This window comes from Paenibacillus catalpae (assembly GCF_900112695.1).
Taxonomy (GTDB): Bacteria; Bacillota; Bacilli; order Paenibacillales; family Paenibacillaceae; genus Pristimantibacillus; species Pristimantibacillus catalpae.
Genome location: NZ_FOMT01000001.1, coordinates 1 through 24,195 on the forward strand (window position 1 = coordinate 1; position 24,195 = coordinate 24,195).

Here is a 24,195-nt window from a genome sequence, read left to right on the forward strand (position 1 = left end):
TACTTCGAAAGCATAGGCTTTGAACTTAAGGAATTCAAACTTTCGCATCCAGTTTTGAAGGCGCAAAGCCACAGGAAAGCCTGTCGTTTATTCGACAGGCTTTTTTTGTTATTTATTATTGGTTTATGTTTGTAAACTTTTGTAACCAAGCATACCCACTATAATTCCTGTTAAATCACGAATTAGTATGGTGTATTGAGTAAATCATGAACTATATATTGAATAATGAGAGTTAAATTAGAACTAATTAGAAAATTCTATGAAAACCTATTATTCAGGATAGTTATGGTAAACTCAAAAAACGCGTGTCTAGAGACAAGCAAGCATACATACTGGAGGGATCGCATAATGAAGCGTAAGCTTGGAACACTCGTCTTATCGATGCTGATAGCATCTATCCTCTGCCTGCCTTTAGAGGCGTCAGCTGCATCGCTAAAGCTTGGCAGCAAGGGTACAGAAGTACAGGATTTGCAGGAACGGCTTTATATGTTGAAATATTATAAAGGCAATATAACGAACTATTTTGGCGCATCTACGAAGTCTGCGGTTGCAGCCTTTCAGAAAGGCGCCGGACTTAAGCCGGATGGCGTGGCAGGCTCTGTGACGCTGCATGCCCTGCATAAAGTAACTGTTGACCGTTCTGACTTATCTCGTATGGCAAGGGTCGTTAATGCAGAGGCCGGTGGCGAAAGCTACAAGGGGAAGATCGCGGTAGCGGCTGTCATTTTAAACCGTACCAAATCAAATGGCTTTCCAAGTACAATCCGCGGGGTTATCTTTGCTCCTAGCGCGTTCAGCGTGGTGAGTAACGGGCAGTTTTGGAAGATGCCTACCGCCAGCGCGCTGGATGCCGCTAAAGATGCAGCAAAACGTATTGATCCTACGAATGGTGCATTATATTTCTACAATCCGAAAATAACGGATTCACGGTGGATGAAGGCGCGTCCGGTGACGGCGAAAATCGGAAATCATGTCTTCGCGAAATAAGAACAAAGGCCTGCCATTACAAATACTGTAATGACAGGCCTTATTTTTATCCGAAGAAGGTTCTGTAGAGCAAAAAAATGTTAAGTGCGATGATAATACCGGCTACGAACCAGGCAAGAAGCTTCATCCAAAGAGGATTGGCGAATACGCCCATTTTCTTCTTGTCGCTCGTGAACTGAATGAGTGGAACAACGGCAAAGGACAGCTGGAACGACAGAATAATCTGACTTAGGATCAATAGCTGTGCCGTACCGCTTTCACCCGAAATCGCTGTAACGATAACAGCCGGTATAATGGCAATCAGTCGTGTAATAAGGCGGCGCAACCAAGGTTTAAGCCGGATATTCAGGAAGCCCTCCATCACAATCTGACCTGCAAGAGTACCTGTCAGCGTGGAATTTTGACCTGAAGCAAGCAACGCTACACCAAACAGGATTGAACCTACGGCTGTACCTAATAAAGGTGTCAACAGATCATAAGCTTGACCGATCTCGGCAACTTCCGTCATGCCTGCTTCATGGAAGGTTGCTGCCGAAATGATCAAGATCGCTGCGTTAATAAATAAGGCAAAGAACAAGGCAATGGACGAATCCCAGGTCGCATATTTGATCGCTTCGCGTTTGCCGAGCTCCGTCTGCTCGTACCTCCTTGTTTGTACGATGGACGAATGCAAATATAAATTATGCGGCATAACGGTAGCACCAATAATGCCGATGGCAATGTACAGCATCGCCGGGTTGGTGACAATATGATGAGTTGGGATAAAACCATGAAACAGAGCTGGCGTATCCGGATTTGACAGAAAAATCTCTGTAATAAAGCAGGCACCGATTGTAAAAATAAGTACAATAACAAGTCTTTCGATATACCGGAAGCCTTTGTTCTGAAGCAGCAAAACGATAAACACATCAAGCACGGTGATTAATACGCCATACATGAGTGGCAGGCCAAATAATAAGTTAAGCGCGATTGCCGAGCCGATAACCTCAGCCAAATCGCAAGCGGCAATAGCCAGCTCGCATAGAAGCCATAAAGTGAAAACGACCGGCTTACTGTAATGGTCTCGGCAGGCTTGCGCTAAATCTCTTCCTGTTACTATACCCAATTTTCCTGCTAAAGCCTGCAGCAGAATGGCCATCAGATTGGAGATCAGAATGACGGACAGCAAGGTATAACCAAACATGGCCCCGCCCGCGATATCTGTCGCCCAGTTCCCCGGATCCATATAGCCTACGGCTACCAGATAACCTGGTCCGGCAAAGGCTAGAAATTTTTTGAGCCAGGAGCCTTTCGTCGGAACCTGTAATGAGCGGTGTACCTCTGGAAGGGAAGGCTGTGAGCCTTTATTTCTCCATGCATCATCATTTGGGTTCATTGCTGATGGATCGATCATTTAAATCACCTCTGTCTTATCCTTATCTCATAATGTTGCCTTAGTGCAACTTATTTTGAAAAAAAAACCACATACCATAGCCGTATGCAGGTGTGTGCTAAATGTCTCTTGAATTTATTGTACCAGTGCAACTTTTTTTGTCAATGACAACTTTTTTATTCGTGATTCTTTCTTTGGTTACTTCAAGATTTATTTTGCCCCATTGAACCGGAACGTACTCGAAGTAAAGGACTGCCCACCGAGGGAACAGCCTAATTGGTAGTACTAAAGATGATGGTTCTTGCTGTGTTTATCATGATGCCCGTCAAACGTATGCTGGACATTGTCTGCAATTGAGTCGACGCTTCGCTAACCATAACAAGCCGTTCGCTGCTCTTATAATTCTTGAGTGTATATAGTGTAAGTCCAAACAGATAAGAATCGACGAATTTCTACGTACATGCACTTATAGGCCGCCGCCTACATACAATGTAGAACCGACTTCATCGTGTGCCAGAGGTATGTTCATGCCCCTGGTAATCCAGCTTATGGGGGTGCAGGAACATGGGACTTTTTGCTGCTGTTGCTTTATTCATCAAGCAGCTGACGCTGCTCGTATCGTATGTGAAAAACAATGCTTTTCCGCAGCCGCTTCATGAAGAGGAAGAGATGAAGCATCTGCAGCTGATGGCAGAAGGCAATGCGCATTCGCGCAACCTGTTGATTGAGCATAACTTGAGGCTTGTCGCGCACATTGTCAAAAAATTCGACAACACAGGCGAGGATCTCGAGGATCTGATCTCGATTGGTACGATTGGGCTGATCAAAGCCATTGAGAGCTTCCAGACCGGAAAAGGCACGAAACTAGCCACATTCGCCGCACGCTGTATTGAGAATGAAATACTTATGCATTTGCGTTCTTTGAAGAAGACGCGCAAGGACGTATCCTTGCACGACCCAATTGGCACGGACAAAGAGGGGAACGAAATCACCTTGATCGATATTCTCGGCACGGAGGCCGATGATGTCGTGGACCGGGTGCAGCTGAAGATTGAGAAAAGCAAGATCTACCGCAATCTCGATATTCTCGACGAGCGGGAGCAGGAAGTGATCCGCGGCCGGTTCGGCCTGGATCATGGCGGGGATGAGCGGACGCAACGCGAGATCGCGAAGGAGCTGGGTATCAGCCGCAGCTATGTGTCGCGGATTGAGAAGAGGGCGCTCATGAAGCTGTATCATGAGTTTTATAAGGCGAAGAAGTGAATCGGAGTATTGTTGAGCTTTGAAAATAGGCAGGGAATAATTCCGCTATTCTAACGGAATATAATGGTCTTTATTTTAAGCCATCTTCCCAATGGAGGATGGCTTTTTGTTTATATGGTATTTTCCCCTGTTGGGAGAGTACGGGAAGGTGATTAAACATGTACAAGCTACAACATTCGATCTTAAGCCGGTTTTTCTAAACTAGCAAAAACACTTGTGACATAAATCCCACTACCGTGGAAGGTTGCCCTATCGGTAGACGAACGTACAGATAGGAAGAACAATGAACAATGTTTTCTTTTAATCTATCGTCCCAAATTTTTTCAGTGTGAAAAATAATAGGCTCATCGATTGTATTACTAATGTAAGGGTGGATTCAGGTAATTATGAGGAAGCCTGGTCAATCAGAAAACAATTAATATGTTTAAATCTTAAAAACCAAAAACTCAAGGGGTGAAAGAAATGAAAACCAAAACGATTATTCTTTCCACGGTTACCGCATTATCGTTAACCTTTGCAGTTCCTAGCTATGCAGCTGCCAATCCTTTCTCGGATCTAACGAGTATTGCTGCAAAGGATAAGATTATTGCCTTACAAGAAAAAGGCTTAGTCCAAGGTATTTCGGACGACCTATTTGCCCCTAATGACATCATCACTGCGGCACAAGGTATTCAGCTTATTGTTAATGCCGCGAATCTGAATCTAGATTTAGTGAGATTCCTTGTAGAACCTAAAGCAACTGATTATTTCAAAAACGCAGACAACGATGCGTGGTATGCGAATGCATTAATTACAGCTAGCGTTAATGGAGTCGTACTGCCGGCGGATCTTGATCCTAATAAGAAATGGACGCGTGAAGAGTTCACTCACCTGCTTATTAGCACGATTGAAACGCACAATAATCTTCCAAAGCTTAAACTTGTTCCCGTCGAGATTAACGATAGCAAGGATTTAACCATTGATTATGATGGATCCATCCAGCGAGCGCTTGCTTATAACGTAGTGAAACTAGATGAACAAGGGAACTTCCATCCTAAAGCTGAAATCACTCGTGCAGAGGCAGCGGAACAAATTTACAATGTACTCGAATACATCAAGGCACATCCTGCACCATCGCCACAACCAGATCTAGAATCAGAAACAAATTCAAAACGATCACCATCGTCAACAAGTCCACAAATACCAGGAGCAAAATAAGAAAGTAACTGGAATGGCAGCCAATCGGGGCTGCCATTTTTTTTGTAGGTAATTAACTATCATTTCTTATTCCAGTTAGACAGGGTGAAAAATAATCCGGAATTACGTCCATTGGTACACTTTTCTACGGATTCATGCGGATGCTCGTAGGATCGCAGGAGCAACTGTAATAGTATGAAGACAACACGGCTTATATAGAGAGGGGTTATCGATTGAAATCAGCCTTGTTCGCTCGTACCAAAGGCATGAAGCTATCAACCATTCTCAGTATATTTATCGTATTTATCGTGATCATTCCCATTACGATTCTTAGTTACGTCATCTTAAGGATGTATAGAGAAGACGTGATCAGTCAAGCCACGCAAGGTGCCATGCAATCCTCGCAAACCGTTGCCTATGCGACTAATCAGGAAATCAATAAGATGGTTGGTATATTCGCAGCAATCAGTATGGATCCGGAGGTGCTTACGACTGCTTCTACGATTCATTCGACAACCTCAGTTGAACGACAAGCGAATATAGGCACGATGTATAAAATTTTAGGAAGGCACACGTCTTCCGTGTTTGCAGATGTATTGTCGATTAAGTTTTATTTCAAGGGAAGTGGGACTTATACCTACTTGAGCAATATTGAAGGAAGTGACGATACGACGCGTGAGATGGACTGGTACAAGCTTGCACTGACGAAGCAGGACCATGTTCATTTTCTGGGCAAACAGCAGCAGGAGGTTCATAGCGAGAAGCTGGTAACGAAGATGATGGCGGCTTCCTTCTCTCCGAGCGCGTTTAATATTTTGTCAGATGTAGAAGTGATCTATTTCCTATTTAATGGAAGCGAGTTTGATAATATCGTTATTCAAGATACGAATCAGGCCTCGAAGGTATATTTGGTAGATGAGAAGGGCACGATTATCGCTTCCAATCAGCCGAAGGTCAAGCAAGGGGGAGGAGTGGAGACAATCGGGCTTCGGATGCCAGCTAAGGAAGGACATTATTTCGAGGACATAAATGGCGTGAAGGCACTTGTCACCTATGCGGATGTAGGACAAGCAGGCTGGAAAATCATTAATATCATGCCGTACAGCAAAATGATCGCAAACTATGAGAAGGTGTACCATATTATTTTGCTAGCTGCTATGCTGGTCATCTTATCAATTGGAGCCGTTTCCATCTACTTCGTCCATAATGTCACAAGACCAATCCACCGTCTAATGAGGCAGATGTCTCGAGTCATGGAGGGCAACCTGTCCACCAATGTATATGCCAAGGGCAGCCTGGAGCTGCTCACGCTTGGCCATACGTTTAATCACATGATTGTGAGAATTAATGAGCTGATGAAGCAGCATGAGGAGCAGGAGCGGGCGAAACGAATGGCAGAGTTCTCAGCCCTGCAATCGCAGATCAATCCTCATTTCCTTATTAATACGCTTAATGCCATAAAGCTCATGGCGCTGATCAGCAAGGCAGACAACATTCAACATATGACTCATTCGCTTATGCGGCTGCTGTCCTCATCGTTTAACCGCGGAGGCAGATTGGCCCGCCTATCTGATGAAGTGGACAATCTTAAGCATTATTTGTACATCATGGAGATTCGATATGGCAATAAATTCGAGACCGTATGGGATATTGAAGAGCAAGCAGAGCCGCTGTTCGTATTGAAGCTGCTATTGCAGCCTATTATTGAGAACAGCTTGATTCATGGATTAAGTGATATGGAGCATGGCGGTGTTATTTATATTTCAGCTTCGGTCTTGGATCATAAGCTGCTCGTCTGCATTGAAGATAATGGCGTTGGAGTAACCGGTCAAGCGTTGGAAGACTATCGAAGGCAAACGGCGGAGCCGTTGAAGGATCGGACCTACAATGGGATGGGGATATTAAATGTGCATCAGCGTATCCAGCTTCATTATGGTACAGCCTACGGACTTGCCATTGAGACAAGCGACAAAGGCGGAGCGAAAGTCTTATTAACCCTGCCGATCCTAAGGCATTCGGACGAAGCGGATGAGCGAAAGATCGGCTAACCTAGTTCAAAATAGATCAAGTTTACTTCAATAACGATCATTTGGATGCGGTTACATGAACGTTATGATAAAGAAGGTTGAAAGAACAACCGCCATCAGGCAAGGATAAAAAATCAGGCAAGGATAAAAAACGGAGGGTTGAAAAATGCGCAAGAAGAAAATCTTACAGGCTTTGTGCATACTCGGTATTTTCTCAGCAACCATTCTGTCGGGTTGTGGAAGCAGCGCAAGCAATAATACCGGCAATAATGCCAGCACGAAGGACACGAACAGCACGGCAGCAACCGGAACGAATGACAGCACGAACACGACAGCTCCGAAGGATGACGCGAAGCCTGTCAAATTAAAGCTTGGCATGTGGGAAGCGAAGACGGATATCGAATTCTGGACGGAGAAGGTTAAAGAGTATTCGAAGATTAAGCCTAACGTCTCGATTGAAGTGGAGACGATTCCGGACAACAGCGGTCAATACTTGAAGGTTCGTCTTGCGGCCGATGATCTGCCTGACCTCATGTACCTGAAGCCAGCTCATTTCCAAATCTATAAAAATTCTCTGCTCCCGCTAGATGAGCTGAAAGCGGCGAAGAGCAATAAATTCCCTGGTGTTATCGATGGTCAAACCCTTGGTTTGCCGCTCGTCTCTTTCTCTGAATATGTATATTATCACCCTAGTATATTCCAAGAGCTCAATCTGACTATTCCGCAGACGATAGACGAATTCGTCAACGTGCTGGAGAAGATCAAGGAGAGCAAGAAGTATATTCCGCTCGCTCTAGGCGGCAAGGATGATTGGACCTTCTATCCATTCTCTGAATTTGGTCCTCATGTTCTCTCCAAGGATGAGCAGTATCAAGCTAATCTGGCTAATCAAGCGGAGCCTTTTGGCCCAGGCTCTACCTTTGAGACTGTAGCTAATCTGATTAAGAAAATCGCTGATGATAAGCTGGCTGGTCCGGATGCGCTTGGCATCGGCTATGACCAAGCTACGCAATTGTTCCAGTCTAAGCAAGCCGCAATTATTGCATTAGGGCAATGGTATTATGCTGATCATTTGGCTAAAGTAGGCAACGAAGATGATCTCGCTGCGTTCCCAATGCCTTGGCGAACGTCTGCAAGTGATCCGCTTCCGAACATGACTCTTGCGGATCAATATGTATCGATTAGCAAGAACTCTGAGAATGCCGATGAGGCGAAAGCATTCCTGGAGTGGATGTTCAGCCCTGAGGTCTACCAGCCTTATATTAATACGCTGAAGAATACATCTACTGTAGAGGGTGTAACTTCTGATCTGCCATTCTTCAATAAGTCCAACCAAGAGGCGCCGTTCACTCCGTTTATCTACGATGCAACGAATGAGCGGTTCGCGAAGGTTAAAGCTGCTGCGCAATATGACGAGAAGAAAACAGCCGCTGATATTTTCTCAGGCAAGAAGATTGAGGACGTGGAGAAGGCGCTAAATGCAAGCTGGAAGAAAGCTGTAGAATCGGTGAAATAAGTTCATATCCAAGAGATGAGGGTGCTTGGGTTAAACCATGTACCCTCTATTATTCAGCCTTACTAAATGCCGGGAGGGATGAGAATGAGTTACAAGATACAGCAGAGATGGGTTATATTCAGCTTTCTATTCGTCCCTGTATCCTTGCTGTTATTGTTTCTGGTCTATCCGACTTTACAATTGTTCCACTATAGCTTCACGAATTGGGATGGGTACAGCTCCTCGAAGAGCTATATCGGATTGGATAACTACAAGCAAGTGTTGTTCGAAATGCCGGATGCATGGAAGTCGATCGGCAATAACGGCCTTTACTTTGTTATACATACGCTATTTATCCCTCTCGAACTCATGGTAGCTGTTTTATTGAACCGGTCCATTCGCGGGAGCTCGTTATTCCGCTTCACTATATTGATGCCTTATGTGGTCAACGGAGTTGCGGTTGCTTACATGTTCAGCTACATTTACTATCCGATAAACGGTCCGCTTAACAGCCTATTGACTTCTGTTGGTCTTGAGAGCTGGATTCATGGCTGGCTGAGCGACTTGAAGCTGGTGAATTTCTCCCTGGTAGCCGTATCCTTATGGCGTTACTGCGGCGTACACGTTATTTTGTTCCTAGCAGGGCTTCAGTCCATCCCGCAAGACTTATATGAAGCTGCTGCGATTGACGGAGCGGGATTTTGGAGGAAACAGCTGTATATTACGCTTCCAGGCATTCGCCGCGTCGTGGAGATTATTCTGTTCATGAATGTGACAGGTGCTTTGCTGCAATTCGATATTCCATTTGTCATGACAGGCGGAGGTCCTGGTGTTTCGAGCAGCACGTTTGGACTCTTCTCGTTGTTCACGGCCTTTAAATTCAATAATTTCGGCTTAGCCTCGGCTATGGCTGTCGTATTGCTCTGTCTGATCATCGTCTTCTCTTCCATTCAGAATTGGATTATTAAGGATAGGAGTGGTAACTAGAGATGAACGGATGGAAACGCAACTTGCCTGGAAAAGCCGTCTATTACTTCATGTTTGTACTAATCGTTGTCATTGTATTTGTGCCAATCGCGCTGGTTGTGTTCGGGGCCTTCAAGACGAGAACGGAGCTGTTCGAGACCGCGCCTTTCTCACTGCCTGGCAGCTTCCTGAATATGAGCAACTTCAAGCTGGCGTATGAACAGGGCGATATGCTGAGAGGGCTGTGGAATACAACTGTGATTGTTACCTTAACCCTTATGGGGAATGCGATTCTGGGAACGATGACAGCCTATATCTTGAACCGTTTTCAATTCCGAATGAAAAAAGCCGTGTACGCCTTATTCTTGATGGCCATGATTATTCCTGCGTACACGACAGAGATCGCCCGCTTTCAGATCATTCATTCCATTGGGATGTATGATTCCTTAAGCGCACCAATCTCGATCTATATTGGAACGGATATTATGCAGATCTATATTTATATGCAGTTCTTGGAGAAGATCTCGAATCAGCTGGACGAGAGTGCGATGCTTGATGGCGCTTCGTATGGACGGATATTCCGGTCGATTATATTCCCGCTGCTGCTGCCAGCGACGGCGACTCTTGCTATTCTGAAGAGCGTTACGGTTATGAACGATGTGTATGTGCCGTTTCTTTACATGCCGTCGAATGAGCTTGTCACCTTATCAACGGCGCTCATGAAGTTCGTAGGTGCACGTGGTTCAGACTTGTCCGCTCTCTGCGCCGGGATCGTGCTTGTTCTCATTCCGAGCACAGCTGTTTACGTCGTGTTCCAGCGGTATATTTTCAAAGGACTTATGGATGGTGCCGTAAAGGGCTAGTATTGCAAAGGGAAGATATAATTCGCGCTAATGAGGTGATGAGGAGTCATGATTAATCTGCTGGTTGTAGATGATGAACCGCTCGTTAGACTTGTACTGCGTCATATGATCACCTCGCTGGAATTGGATATTCATATCGTTGGCGAAGCTTCGGATGGACAAGAAGCGCTCCAATTTATGAAGAATTACCATCACGTAGATATTGTCTGTGTCGATATTCAGATGCCGAAGATGAATGGATTGGAATTCCTTCGCTGCTTAAGCCAGCTGGAGGATAGGGAGCCCGTCTATCCAATCGTGCTAAGCGCCTTTAATGATTACGATTATGTGAGGGAGGCTTTCGTGAACGGGGCCAAGGATTATGTGCTCAAAGCCAGTATGGATGAGGGATATCTGGCTCCGATTCTGACAAAAGCGGTTGATGAAGTACGTAAGCTTAAGGAGAGCATGTCGAGTCATTCGGTCAGCACGAGTGTTCATATGGATAGAAGCCAAGCGTCTCCTGTACCAATCAGTAATCAGGAGGAACTTCTAATCGCCGCGTTATTAGATAATGCATGTGCGGATGAATCCGCGAGGTCTGAAGCTCTTGCTGCGCTTAAGGCACGACTTGGTGAGGGCAATCTGACTGCAGCTTCGATTAAGCTGTCCAGCCCGAGCTCTGATAATACGAGAGGATTCATTAAACAAACGATCATGACGGTCATCGAATCCCATGCCATTCCCCACTTTATTATTAATCTTTCGCCGGATGAATACATGTTGCTTATGTCCCTGTCCAGCTACCGTAGTATAACAAGCGCACGTGAGAAGCTTCATGCGGTATTAACGACGGTAAGCATACGGTTAAAGCAATTCATGAATGCCTCCGTTGCAATAGGTGTGAGCGGCTTCGGAAGAAGGAGCGGCGAATGGCTGGACTTAGCGAAGCAAGCATCTCATGCTGCAGATCTTAGTTATTATCGAGGCTTTGATAAAGTTTTTTTTCCTGAAGCGGTAACGAGATTTAGAGAAGAGCAGCATTCAGGATCCGAATCCTACATAGATCAATTGCAGCAAAGCAGGGGTTCTTTGGTGAAAGCCTTGAAGAAATCGGATGCCGCTCACTGGAAGGAACAATTCAAACAATATCACCTCTTATTGGACAAAGCTGACGGAATCCGTTCACAGGTCATAATAGCAGGGTTTAACGATTTGATCTGGGAAGTTGGATCGATCCTCTATACGAACGGGCTGAGATGGCAGCAGCTTCAGGAGGGCTTCGACAGTCCACTAGCGTTCCTTACACAGTTCAAGACAATGAAGAGTGCCTTGGCATGGATCGAGGAGATTTTTACTAAAATTCACGCCTTATTGCATGCGAATGAGGTCAGCAACCATTCAAAATACTCGCAGCCGGTGGCTAAGGCGAAGCAGTTTCTGGATAAGCATTTCTGCGAGGATATTACGCTTCCGTTAATCTCTCAGATGGTTGGCGTAAGTGAAAGCTACTTAAGTAAGCAATTCTCGAAGGAAGTCGGCAGAAGCTTCATTCAATACTTAACGAAGCTGAGAATCGATGAAGCTCAGCGCTTGATGGCAAGCGGCATGAAGGTCTCCGAGGTTTCGAATCGGGTAGGCTACATGAATCCAGAGCATTTCAGCCGACTATTCAAAAAAATGATGGGTCAGAGCCCTAAATCGCATCGTGACACCATTTCTGTATTGTAAGGACGAACTCCAATCATGAATTATCCATCGTCTATCGAAGGATAATTCATGATTGGAGTTTTTCTTGTTTGGAAGCGGGGTGCAAATTGTACCGAAGCCCATCACTTTCTGTACGAAAGTTAATAGGCGGTCACACAGGAGGACGAGAATGTGCGAGAATGATCAAAAATAATCATCAGCCAGCCAAATATTATCATTTGAATGCGTTTTCATTTTCTATAAGATTCATAGTAGCTTAGCCTGATTATGGGGGAGGAGGAAGATTAGCAGAGCAAGAGGTAAGTGGAGAGATTCAGGAGATTAACCGAAAATGGAGGTTTTTGTGAGTGAGACCATTCAAAAAGACGTTAAGCATGATCTCGGCAGCAGCCCTGCTATTCTCATCAGGATTGGTACCGTTGGCAGGCAGCGGCATCGCCCAGGCGGCGCAATTGGAGCAAACGTATACCAACAACTTCGAGACCGGTACGGAGGCTACTCTAGCTGACAATGGGGCAGTCCAGACAGACACGGCGATAAGCGGTATTGCTTCCTACTCTGACATGAGCGGAAAGTTTCTGGCAGCACAGCAAACCGGCAACAACGTCTTCTATTTCAGCGACATGCCTGACATTGCGGACGGAACGGTTGAGATGAAATTCGGCATCGACGGAGGAGCTGCGGAGCAGTTCTGTTTCGCTTCCCGAATTAAGGATGCAACACATTATTCCTTAATATGCCGTGATCCAAACGGCTGGCTATGGGATGGATTCAACGGCTCCGGGGAAGTCTGGGGCTCTAATGCGAATAAAGCGGAAGTATTGGTTCCAGGTAAAATCTATACGCTGAAGCAGAAGTTCAGCGGTGATACGTACGAGATTTATCTGGATGGCAAACAGGTCTACTCCTCGACCACCGGCAATAAACTGCCGACAGCAGCGGGCAAAGTCGGCTTCCGATCCTATTTCGGCGCGAAGACGCTTAATATTGACAGCGTGAAGGTGACCGATCCGAGCAACAACGTTGTCTATGAGAGAAGCTTCGATAATGAAGCAGCGCCTGTTGCGAATATCGGGACGGTAACGACAAGTCCAACATTATCAATTAAAACTCCTCTGCCAGGCTTCTCTGGAAGAATAGCCAAGGTAGTGACAACAAGCGGCGCAAGCCAGGTCGTTGATAGTAAATCACCACTGGTTCGCAATGGCTCTTATAGTGCGAAGCTGCAGGTTGGCAGCAGCTTTACCAATGCTGGACTGCTGTTCAGATACCAGGATGACAGCAACTGGAGCGCAGTAAGAACCGACAGCGCAGGGAATTGGAAGCTGGTTGGGATGAATGGCGGCACGAACGTCAGCTTTGACCTGACAAGTACGCCGCAGCCGCTTGGTACGGCTCCGCATCAAGTAGAAATTGATTATCATGGCGATCAATATACCCTTAGCATAGACGGGGCGGAGCTCTACTCCGGTACGATTCCGGGCTTGTTCACTTCGTATGGGCGTGTGGGACTTTCGGCGAATGCTGCTTCGCTTACCACACTATTGGATGACATGCAGGTCGATTACGCTGAGGAAGATATGTATACGCCTCCGGCATCTACTTCCTATATCCGAAGCTATACGGATGGTGTGACAGGCACGTGGAAGAACAATTCCGATGGCTCTGCATTCTCTCCGGCTCCTGTCATTACGGATAACAAGCTTGTATTTAATAACTTCATCGGTGAGATTCATGACTTTAACTCTCTGGAAGTGCAGGACGGCTATTATACCGTTAAATTCACGACAAGCTCCAGCACCGGCCGTGTCGGGTTCTACTTCCGATACATGGGCCAGAATCAGCCTTACGCCATGATTTATTATGGCGGCGGCAAAGAATGGGGTTGGCAGACGGATGCGAGCCATTATGGCGTATTGACGTCGAATGGTCCAGTACTGCTGCCGAACACCGAGTATACGGTAAAGATCAAGTATATCGGTCAAAGCGTCAAAGTGTTCGTGAATGATCAGCTGGCTGTAAGCGGGTCTGCCGATTTCCCAGTGGCTGCAGGTAAAGTGGGAATCAGAAGCTGGTACGATGCGAAGAAGATTACAATCAGCAAGCTGTCGCAGGAGAAGTATCTGCCGCCAGTGCCTCCAACGCCTGGTCCATTAGCTCCAATTACCATCGCATCGGATAAGCTTAGCGTCGAGCTGGATAATCGATTCCCGGCAGTTCGCAGCTATACGTGGACTGGCGGTGAAGTTACAGATACGCTGCAAGGCCAGAGCGATTTCCTCTACAAAGTGAGGATCAACGGCAATGACAGCTTCGCGACTGTTGTAAGCGCGGAGAAAACAAGCAACGATACTCTGACCTATAAGCTGAATGTTCCTGTCGTGGATGACAATACGGAAGCAACGGTTGGCGACGTAGGCATGGATGTTACGTTCAAGGCTACAGGCGGCTCGGTGCATATGAATACGCGCATCAACTCAGAGCCTGAGGGCTATAAGGTTGTTACCGTTGAATTCCCGACGCAGAAGCTGGTGACCGTGTCCAGCAGCAACCCGAATGCACAAGGTGCTTCTACTTGGGTTACCGGGGAATGGAACCAATTCTATGAGGAGTTCTACACGAATGATGCCGCCTTTGGGCAGAAGCTGGCCGACCAGACGGCAGGCAGCAAGGGCAGAACTTATGGGTTCGTCAGCGACGGCAAGCTTGCGGCGACCATCCTTAATGATGTCGTTAATCAGCCTGCCAAGGTGAATATGGAAATAGCAGAGGAGAATGGTTCATCCAGTAAATCTCTGTCCATGTGGAACGGCTACTGGAATGTCAGAGGCGACGTCATTGATGACGTGAAGTTCCCGCCGAAATTTGATTTGTCGTCGGAGATTGTCATTACGCCAGACAAGAACGGTGACGGGACGGCGGATTGGAAGGATGCTGCGATCGGCTACCGTGATAAATGGTCCCAGAATCTTCATCCAGGCGCCGATGAGATTAATAACTACGTCTCGTATATAGCGATGAACTTCAACAGCTTAACGCAGGCACCATTCCTGCGCACGCTGGACAATGCGAAGAAGCTGTATAACCTGTATGACGGCTTCGGCCAGCTGATCCTCGAGAAGGGCTATCAGGCGGAAGGCCATGATGACAGCCATCCGGACGTAGCGGGGCACTTCGGGATCCGCCCGGGCGGACTGAAGGATTTCAATACGCTTGTAGACGAAGGCTTGAAGTATAACGTCAAAGTAGGCGTCCATACGAATATCGATGGGCAAGATCCGGATGCTTATTACGCCAATAAGGATGAATGGTCCAGCACCAGCTCCAGTTATGACTGGGTGGATCCGACGTATGGAGTCGACAGTGCGAAGGTGCTCTCAGATGGCGAGCTCGAGAGAAGATATACGCAGCTGAAGGAAGAGGTTCCTAATCTTGCGATGGTCTATGATGATGTGTACAGCGGTGCCGGCTGGCATGCCGACCAATTCGCCAAGATCATTCAGGATAAGCTTGGCTTCTGGTTCGCAACAGAATTCTCCGGTCCGATGGAACAGAACGTCATCTGGACACATTGGGGAACCGATCCCTATTATCCAAGTCAAACGGATGGCAGCATGATTGTCCGCTTCATGAAGAACCAATATCAAGATACGTTCCAAGCGCCAAGTCCAAAGACAAGTATGCTGTTAAGAGGCATGCTGCAAGCAGGTGTAGGCTCCTGGCAGGGCAGAACAGATATGCAGGACGGCATTGACTTGTTCTATAACAACAACCTGCTGACGAAATACATGCAGCACTTCCCGATTATGAATCTCACGTACGATAGTGCCGGCATGGATCAAAGCGTGGTATTCAGCAATGGCGTTGTCGCTTCCTTGGATGAATATCATACAAGCCCGTCTAACGCTAATCTGATCACAGGCACGGCTTCGCTGAAGAAGGACGGCAAGAAAATCGCTGTCTATGATGTGCTGCTGAATAAAGCTGCAGGCGATACGGGTAGTGGTCAATTGGATGTTCAGAATCAGCAGGCTCAGCTGTTCCTGCCTTGGGATCCGAAAAATGAGACGAAGATCTATTACTGGAATCCGAAGGGCGGTTCAACAACCTGGGAGATGCCAAATAGCTGGAGCGGCTTATCCTCTGTTGAGATGTATAAGCTGACGGATACAGGCCGCGTATGGGACCGTACGCTTTCGGTCGTGAACGGTAAAGTTACGATCGACAATACGACAGTTGGAGTTCCATATGTGATTTACAAATCGAAGGCAGCTGAACAAGCTTCGAACATCCAGCAAGCAGGCGAGTGGGGCTTTGGCGGACCGGTGAAAGACCCTGGCTTCGACAGCGGCGGCTTTGCTTCGTGGCAGAAGTCCTCGACAACTAACGCGGCTGCTAGCCATGTAACACTCGAGCATGATTACAACATGAACAGCTATGTCCGCATTAGCGGTACGGACGATGCAGCGCTGACCCAGACGGTTACGGGTCTGACGCCTGGCAAGACGTACACAGCCTCCGTGTGGGCAGATATTAATAATGGTACAGGTACGAACAGGGATGCCTTGACGCCTAGCACAACGAACCGGAAGGTCTCGCTGCAGGTAGCTAACTACGGCGGACCTGCTGTATCGAATGAGATCGAAGCTTCGAAGGTTCAGAATCTGGAAGAGCCAAGCAAATTCAAGAGCACCTACTTCCAACGGCTGGAGGTCGACTTTACGGCGGATGAATCCGGGCAGGCTACCCTTACTTTGAAGGCCGATGCAACGACTGCAGCTTCCTCCAAAGTATGGTTTGATGATGTAAGACTGTGGGAGAATCCGGGCAAAACCGAATTTGGCAGCCATTATTTCTATGAAGACTTTGAGAATGTATCTGAAGGTCTTGGACCATTCGCCTTCCGGGCAAACAGCGGCAATCAGACGCACCTCGCTGAGAAAGTGAGCGACAAGCGCCGGGCAGAAGACCCTGCTGTTAAGCAGCCGATGACTTATGTCATTGACGGGTTGTTCTCCTTGAAGTCGAATGAGCAGGACTTCATCAATCGTACAACTTCGGTTCAAGAGATTGCAGCGACGCTTCCTTCTACCTTGAAGCTTCTGCCGAATAAGACGTACAAGGTGGGCTTGAAATACGAAGCGAATAAAGCCGGCTTGTATCAAATCTCGGCCAAATCAAGATCAGGCGGACCCCAATACAGCGTCCTCCTGTCAGAAGCAACAGGCACAGGGAAGAGCCTCATCCCAGGCTGGACGTATCCGATCATCAAATCGACTGGAACGGCTGATGCCGAGCTGACCTTTAATACAGGCGATTACAGCGACTACTATATTACGCTTGAAACCGTTAGAGCACCGGGTGCTCCGCAATTGACAGCTACAGATGTCGTCGTTGTGCTTGATGATTTCTATGTCGATGATCTCGATGCAGCTAACAACGCACCTGTCATTGGCGATATTAGCGATATTTCCATTACTGAAGGAGAGACAGCGAGCTTTGAAGTAACAGCAGTGGACGAGGATGCTGAGGATACCGTTACTCTTACGGTGGTATCCGATCATCTGCCTACCAGCGCGACCTTTGATGCTTCCACTGGTCTGTTCCAATGGGCAAATGCAGCAGCCGGCGATTATACCGTAACGGTCGCGGCAACGGATGGCAAAGCAACAGCAACCAAGGATGTGCAAGTTCACGTCAGCAAGGCTAATCATGCGCCAGTACTGGCTAATATTGCTCCAATCTCTGTATTGGAAGGCGAGACTGTCTCCTTCACGGTGCTCGCAACTGATGAGGACGGCGATGCCATTTCGTACAGCGGTATAGATCTTCCTGAGGGCGCAACCCTCGATGAGGAGAGCGGTGTATTCGAGTGGGCGAATGCGGCAGCCGGAGATTATGTCGTTATCTTGCAAGCGACAGATGGGGTAGAAACTGCTCAGATCGAAGCGAATATCCAAGTCGAGGCTGCACCTTCGGTGAATCACGCACCGGTCTTTGTCGGGCTTCCGGACACCTATAAGGTGAAGAAGAATGGCGTTGTGACGATTACGGTTAAGGCGACAGATGCCGACGAAGGCGATCAACTCGTACTGAGTGTAGAAAATCTTCCTGAGGGCGCGACCTTTGATGCAGCTACAGGAGAATTCAGCTGGGTGAAGGTGAAGACCGGGGCAACAGTTACCTTCGTGGTATCAGACGGCAAAGTGACGACCCGCCATTCTGTTACGATAGAGCTGGGCAAGAAGTAAGGAGTGTAACGACCGAAGAACCGCCAGCATGACGTAAGACATGCCGGCGGTTCCTTTTAATCATCTTAGGTTACTAGGCTCAGTCATCTTAATGAGGTCATTCATTCCATAAGATGGAGAGGTAATGTCGATGGCTAAGAGTACGAAGAGATTAGCGATTATTTGTAGTGCGGCAATGATTTGGAGCCTGACAGGGAATCTGTCGGTACTGACACCAATCGGCAAAGCTGATGCTGCGACAACGGTCACCTATACCGGTGCAGCAGCGGCGCCAGAGCATGCCATGTCTTTGTGGTATCAGAAGCCGGCAGACAATTGGGAAACGAATGCGCTTCCGATTGGTAACGGCTATATGGGAGCCATGATCTTTGGCGGAGTTGATCAAGAGCATATTCAGTTTAACGAAGAATCCCTCTGGACCGGCGGTCCGCGCTCTAAGGCTGGAGATGGCAGGGACGGGAACAGACCAGGTGCTGCAAGCCATCTAGCAGATGTACAGGCGAAGCTGGCAGCTGGTGATGAAGCGGGCGCAAGGGCTATTGCAGAGCAATACTTAACCGGTACATTAGAAGACTATCCCGAATTTGGAGGGTATCAATCCTTCGGAGATATATATCTTGATAACGTCTTACCATCAGCGGTCACTGTTCAAGACTATAGGCGTGAGCTTGATCTTGAGGACGGCATAGCAAGAGTGATGTATAAGCAAGGCGGCGTGACGTATAAGCGCGAATATTTCATGAGCTATCCTGATCATGTTATGGCGATGCGATTAACGAGCAGTGAGCCGAATCGACTTAATTTCCGAGTGAGGGTTACAAGTCCTCATTTGCTGAGTAAGCCTGTCATAACAGCAGACGGCAATAAGATAACAATGAACGGCACTTTGTATGATAACAATATGGCATACGAATCCCAACTGCTCGTGCAGAATGACGATGGCATTGTATCAGCAGGCACCAATCAATTGACGGTAGCTAATGCGACATCTGTGACGATTCTTATGTCTGCAGCTACGGACTATGCCAATCATTATCCGGATTATCAAGGAACAGACCCTCATCCGAAGGTGACTTCTTACTTATCGGCTGCAGCAAGCAAGACGTATGAACAATTGCGTTTGGCTCATTTGGCTGACTACAAGGAATTATTCGGCCGGGTGTCCTTGAACATCAATAATGATACCGCGAAGGTTCCGACGGATGTGCTGCTTAATCAGTATAGAGGGAAACGGAACGGGGCTTTAGAGGCTTTATTTTTCCAGTATGGCAGATATCTTCTTATTGCATCATCACGTCCCGGGACATTACCAGCGAATTTGCAGGGCAAGTGGAACGATTCGCTTACTCCGGCTTGGGGTTCCGATTATCATGCGAACATTAATTTGGAAATGAACTACTGGCCGTCTGAAGTTACAAATCTGAGTGAAACAGCAGAACCTTACGTTGACTATGTAAATTCCTTACGTGAGCCGGGCAACGTCATGGCTAAGATGTATTATGGCATTACAGGCACGGGATGGACGGTTCATACGATGAGCAATATTTTCGGTTACACAGCTCCAGGATGGGATATCGGCACATGGGGCTGGCATTCCGTAGGCGGTGCTTTTCTCTCCTTGCAATTATGGGAGAAGTATCAGTTCACAGGCAATACCGAGGTGTTAAGAGATAGGATCTACCCGATTATGAAAGAAGCAGCAGAGTTCTGGACCAAGACTCTAATTAAGGATAAGGATGGTACATTAGTATCCTCCCCGTCTTACTCTCCGGAACACGGGCCCCTTACGGTGGGTACAAACTATGAGCAGGAGTTAATCTGGCAGTTGTTTACTGATGTCATTCAAGCTAGTGAAGTTCTAGGAGTAGACCATGATTTTCGTAATGATCTAATTGAAAAGCGCAGCAAGTTGTCAATGCCCAAGGTAGGCAAGTATGGACAACTGCAGGAGTGGAAACAGGATATCGACGATCCGACGGATCAGCACCGCCATATTTCACATCTGGTGGGGCTTTATCCTGGAAGTTTGATTAACCAGGATACAACGCCTGAGTTATTCGAGGCTGCTAAAGTAACACTTACGCAGCGCGGAGATGAATCGACGGGCTGGAGCCGTGCTAATAAACTGAACTTATGGGCGCGCGCGCTGGATGGGAACCATGCTTTAACGATTCTTCAGGGCCAGCTCACCAGCAGTACTTACAACAATTTATTGGATATGGGTCCGCCTTTCCAAATCGATGGCAACTTTGGCGCAACTTCCGGCATTGCAGAGATGCTGCTGCAGAGTCATACCGGAATCATGGATCTGCTGCCGGCTGTTCCCGATGCCTGGTATTCCGGTGAAGTGAAGGGGCTTGTTGCACGCGGGGCATTTGATGTCGATATGAAATGGAAGGGGAAGGTGCTCCAGCAAGCGGCCATCACTTCGAATCAAGGAAACAATGTAAAACTTAGAAATGATATATTCCTTAGCCCGGATAAGCTCACAGTAACCGTGGACGGCACACCTGTAGACTACGAGGCAGACGGTAATACGATCGTGTTCCCTACAGAAGCGGGAAGGACGTATAACATCGTCTCCACGCTGACACCTCAGCCTGAGCCGGTTGCATCCGCTCCAACCGTAATGGTAGATGATCGCGACCCATCGATTACGTACAGCGGGAGCTGGGGAGCGGGCAGCGGAGCGACTTATGCAGGAACAGAGAAGTACAGCAATGTTGCAGGCAATTATGCGCTGCTTTCCTTCACAGGCAATGTGATTAAGGTGATGGCTGCGAAGCAAAGCAATGCGGGCAAGATGGATGTGTACATCGATGGCGTATTGGATGCCGAAGATATTGATGGCTATGCGCCAACGACGCAAAAGCAAGTGATCATCTATCAGAAGTCCGGCCTATCGAATGAAGAGCATACGATCAAAGTTGTAGTGAAGGGGACGAAAAATCCATCGGCAGCAGATCGTTATGTCGTGCTTGATGCTTTTCTATATTCGACGCAGATTCCTGCGCCGGGCGGTGTTATCGCAGATGATGTAAATAATATTCTCCTCGGCGCAGATCACACAATGGAATATTCCATGGATGGCGAAGCCTACACGAAATATGATCCCGTTAATCCTCCTCTGTTCCCGGGTGATCAGATGGTTCAAGTGCGTATAGCGGCCAATTCGGTTAACGAAGCCAGTGCTTCCGCTAGCATTCGCTTCACGAACAGCGCGCCGACGCTGCATGAGCTGCCTGCATGGAAAGGAACGGCAGGGACGACATTGACAATGACGGTCAGCGCGGATGATGCCGACAACGATACGGTTACCTATCGTTCGATGAATCTCCCAACCGGTGCAGTTCTTGATGCAATCAGCGGACAATTGACGTGGACGCCTGCTGAGAACGAGAGTGGTGAATATGCCATTACTATTGAAGCAACGGATTCGAAATTATCGAGCAACGGGGTCCTGCATGTCTACGTCATGAAGAAAGCAGCTGCGGCAGTGCCAATCAAGATTGATGAGCGTGACCCTTCGGTGAACTTTAGTGCGGGTTGGACGAATGGCACCGATGCCGGGAATTATCAGGGCACCGAGAAGTACAGCAACACGACAGGGAGCTATCTCGAATTTGCCTTTACGGGCAATGAAGTAAAGTTTATCGGTGCGAAGCAGACCAATGCAGGCTTGTTGGACGTCTATATAGACGGGGTCTTGCAGCAGCAGGATATAGACAGCTATGCGCCTGTAACGATTAAGGAGCAGGTGCTGTTCGAGAAATCGGGCTTGCCAAGCGGACCTCATACGATCAAGGTAGTCGTGAAAGGAACCAAGAATCCTTCAGCAAACGATGCTTATATCCTTGCAGATGCCATTCAGTATACGCCTGCTGTACCGGCACCGGTTATTACGACTTACGATGTCAACAATGTCCTTGTTGGAGCGGATGAATCGATGGAATATGCGGTGGATGAAGGCAGTTATTCGAAGTACTTGTTTGATAAGAAACCGACCTTTGATGGAGATCAGATCGTATACGTTCGAACAGCGGCGAATGAGCTTAACCCCGCTGGTCTTGCAGCAACTGTACATTTTACCAACGGTGCACCGGTCTTCTCTCCAGTCGCTGCCGTTCAATGGAATGTTGGTGATGAAGGGACGTTTACCGTACGTGCTCATGACATTGAAGAGGAAGCCGTTACGCTTCATTACTCAGCTTTACCGGATGGAGCTGCGTTTGATGCCGCAACAGGCCGATTTACTTGGCGGCCAACTGCAGCAGGAAGCTATAAGGTAACCTTTACGGCGGAGGACACCGGCGGGAATACGGCTGAGCTGGATGTTCCAATCGAAGTTACGCTGGGGACGAACCGCAATCCGGTAATTACGGCCATACCTGATATCCAGGGGAAAACCGGAGATTCTGTTGCCTTCACGGTACAAGCGAGCGATCCAGATGCGGAGGCCATCACCTTCAGCACTTCAGGCTTGCCTGCAGGCTCGGAATTTGATGCCGCGAGCGGCAAGTTTAATTGGCAGCAGGCCGAAGCCGGCGACTACCAGATAAACATCACGGCGACAGACACACGCGGGGGAATGGCACAAATTTCCGTTCAGCTTCATGTTACAACGAATCAAGCTCCAGTAATCCATGCGATAGCTCCGCTTCAAGTGAATGCCATGGATACGGTGACGATCGCCATAGAAGCCACAGATACTGACGGGGATGAGCTGACATTCAGCTCGGATCAGCTTCCTTCGGGAGCGTTGTTAAATGAGGCAACCGGCGCCTTCATTTGGCCGCGTGCGGCTGCGGGGAGCTATACGATTCCTATTACTGTAACGGATGGCCTTGATAGAGTTACAGAAGAGCTCCAACTTGAGGTTTCGTTGAAATCAAGACTGATCCCGCCGATTCAAGTGGATGACCGCGAGCCGGGAGTTACTTTTGCCGGAGCATGGACAACAACGGGCGACAGCCGGGATTACGCAGGTACCGAGCGGTACAGCAATGCTGCCGAAAGCTATGCAGAATTCACCTTCACCGGTAATTCTATTAAGGTCATTGGTGGCAAGCAATACAACCTAGGGATGGCGGATATTTATGTAGACGGCGTGCTCGCTGCAGCTGATGTAGATACCTATTATAATGGTTCGATCAGGCAGCAAGTCCTTTATCAAAATACAGATTTGAATAATGGTCCGCATACCATTAAAGTCGTTGTCAAAGGAACAAAGAATCCGGCCTCGAGTGGTACCTTTGTCTTACTGGATATGTTCGAGTACACGATGGAAACTCCTGAGATCAGCGTCTTCGCTGATGATCAGAGCAACGTGCTTGTTGGTGCGGATGACACGATGGAGTACGCTGTAGATGGGGGCGAATATCGGATGTATCATTCCGACGCACCTCCTGTCTTTGGAGGCACCAATACCGTATCCGTTCGTGTCGCAGCGACAGAAGAGTATAAGGAAGGACTCGCTAAGACACTGCAATTTACGAACCAAGCTCCAATCATTCAAAAGGTGGATCCTGTTGCTGTTCAAGCAGGTGAGACTGCCTCATTTCAAGTAAACGCCACGGATGTGGATCAAGATCCCATAACGCTTCTGGCCTCAGGCTTGCCGCAGGGTGCGAGTTTTGATGAAGTAAGCGGCGTATTCGAGTGGCCTGATGCGGCAGCCGGTGATTATGTCATCACCGTGCAGGCGACAGATGGCGTGGAGACCGATGAGATCAAAGTCAGCATCCATGTTGAGGCTGCGGCGCCTTCGGATAACCACTCACCAGTATTTGTTGAGCTTCCGGACACTTATAAAGTGAAGAAGAACGGTGTAGTGACGATGATAGTTAAGGCGACTGATGCCGACGAAGGAGATCATCTTATACTGAGTGCAGAGAATCTTCCAGATGGCGCGACCTTTAATGCAGCCACAGGAGAATTCAGCTGGGTGAAGGTGAAGACCGGGGCAACGATCACCTTCGTCGTAACAGACGGCAAAGTGACGACTCGCCATACCGTTACGATTGAGATCGGCAAGAAGTAAGGGTGATAACAAAGTGATGAATCGCTGCAATGCCTTAAGCAAAGCAGCGGTTCATTTTCATATTAT

At 47.7% G+C, this 24,195-nt stretch carries 11 protein-coding genes; 10 read left to right on the forward strand and 1 reads right to left on the reverse strand.

Going from position 1 to position 24,195, the window contains the following annotated elements:
• Positions 1–348: 348 nt before the first annotated feature.
• Positions 349–987 carry a cell wall hydrolase gene (locus tag BM200_RS00005; protein WP_175532682.1) on the forward strand — a complete coding sequence of 213 codons (639 nt, stop codon included), beginning with the start codon at positions 349–351 and terminating at the stop codon, positions 985–987.
• Positions 988–1,033: 46 nt separating this feature from the next.
• On the opposite strand, the gene BM200_RS00010 is transcribed toward BM200_RS00005, so the two are convergent.
• A complete protein-coding gene (locus tag BM200_RS00010; protein ID WP_091179895.1) occupies positions 1,034–2,380 on the reverse strand; it encodes an Nramp family divalent metal transporter in 1,347 nt (448 codons plus the stop codon).
• A gap of 543 nt (positions 2,381–2,923) precedes the next feature.
• On the opposite strand from BM200_RS00010, the gene sigK reads away from it, so the two are divergent.
• The 9 genes from sigK to BM200_RS00055 all read left to right on the forward strand — a co-directional run bounded on the left by sigK (position 2,924) and on the right by BM200_RS00055 (position 24,129).
• On the forward strand, positions 2,924–3,622 hold the full coding sequence (gene sigK / locus BM200_RS00015; RefSeq protein WP_091179899.1) for an RNA polymerase sporulation sigma factor SigK: 699 nt from the start codon (positions 2,924–2,926) through the stop codon (positions 3,620–3,622).
• A 462-nt stretch (positions 3,623–4,084) separates the two neighbouring features.
• Complete coding sequence (locus BM200_RS00020; RefSeq protein ID WP_091179902.1) at positions 4,085–4,819, forward strand: S-layer homology domain-containing protein; 735 nt, start codon at positions 4,085–4,087, stop codon at positions 4,817–4,819.
• Between the two features lie 212 nt (positions 4,820–5,031).
• Positions 5,032–6,846, forward strand: coding sequence for a cache domain-containing sensor histidine kinase (locus tag BM200_RS00025; protein ID WP_091179907.1), 1,815 nt, complete (start codon positions 5,032–5,034; stop codon positions 6,844–6,846).
• A 145-nt stretch (positions 6,847–6,991) separates the two neighbouring features.
• Positions 6,992–8,341, forward strand: coding sequence for an extracellular solute-binding protein (locus BM200_RS00030; RefSeq protein ID WP_091179909.1), 1,350 nt, complete (start codon positions 6,992–6,994; stop codon positions 8,339–8,341).
• A gap of 84 nt (positions 8,342–8,425) precedes the next feature.
• Positions 8,426–9,307 carry a carbohydrate ABC transporter permease gene (locus BM200_RS00035; RefSeq protein ID WP_217649547.1) on the forward strand — a complete coding sequence of 294 codons (882 nt, stop codon included), beginning with the start codon at positions 8,426–8,428 and terminating at the stop codon, positions 9,305–9,307.
• Between the two features lie 2 nt (positions 9,308–9,309).
• Positions 9,310–10,149, forward strand: a complete 840-nt coding sequence (locus tag BM200_RS00040) for a carbohydrate ABC transporter permease (protein ID WP_245772828.1) — start codon at positions 9,310–9,312, stop codon at positions 10,147–10,149.
• Between the two features lie 48 nt (positions 10,150–10,197).
• Positions 10,198–11,859 (forward strand): response regulator transcription factor, encoded by a 1,662-nt coding sequence (locus tag BM200_RS00045; protein ID WP_091179914.1) that lies wholly within the window; start codon positions 10,198–10,200, stop codon positions 11,857–11,859.
• Between the two features lie 326 nt (positions 11,860–12,185).
• A complete protein-coding gene (locus tag BM200_RS00050; protein WP_091179916.1) occupies positions 12,186–18,089 on the forward strand; it encodes an endo-alpha-N-acetylgalactosaminidase family protein in 5,904 nt (1,967 codons plus the stop codon).
• Positions 18,090–18,219: 130 nt separating this feature from the next.
• Positions 18,220–24,129, forward strand: a complete 5,910-nt coding sequence (locus BM200_RS00055) for a DUF4073 domain-containing protein (protein ID WP_175532683.1) — start codon at positions 18,220–18,222, stop codon at positions 24,127–24,129.
• Positions 24,130–24,195: the final 66 nt, after the last annotated feature.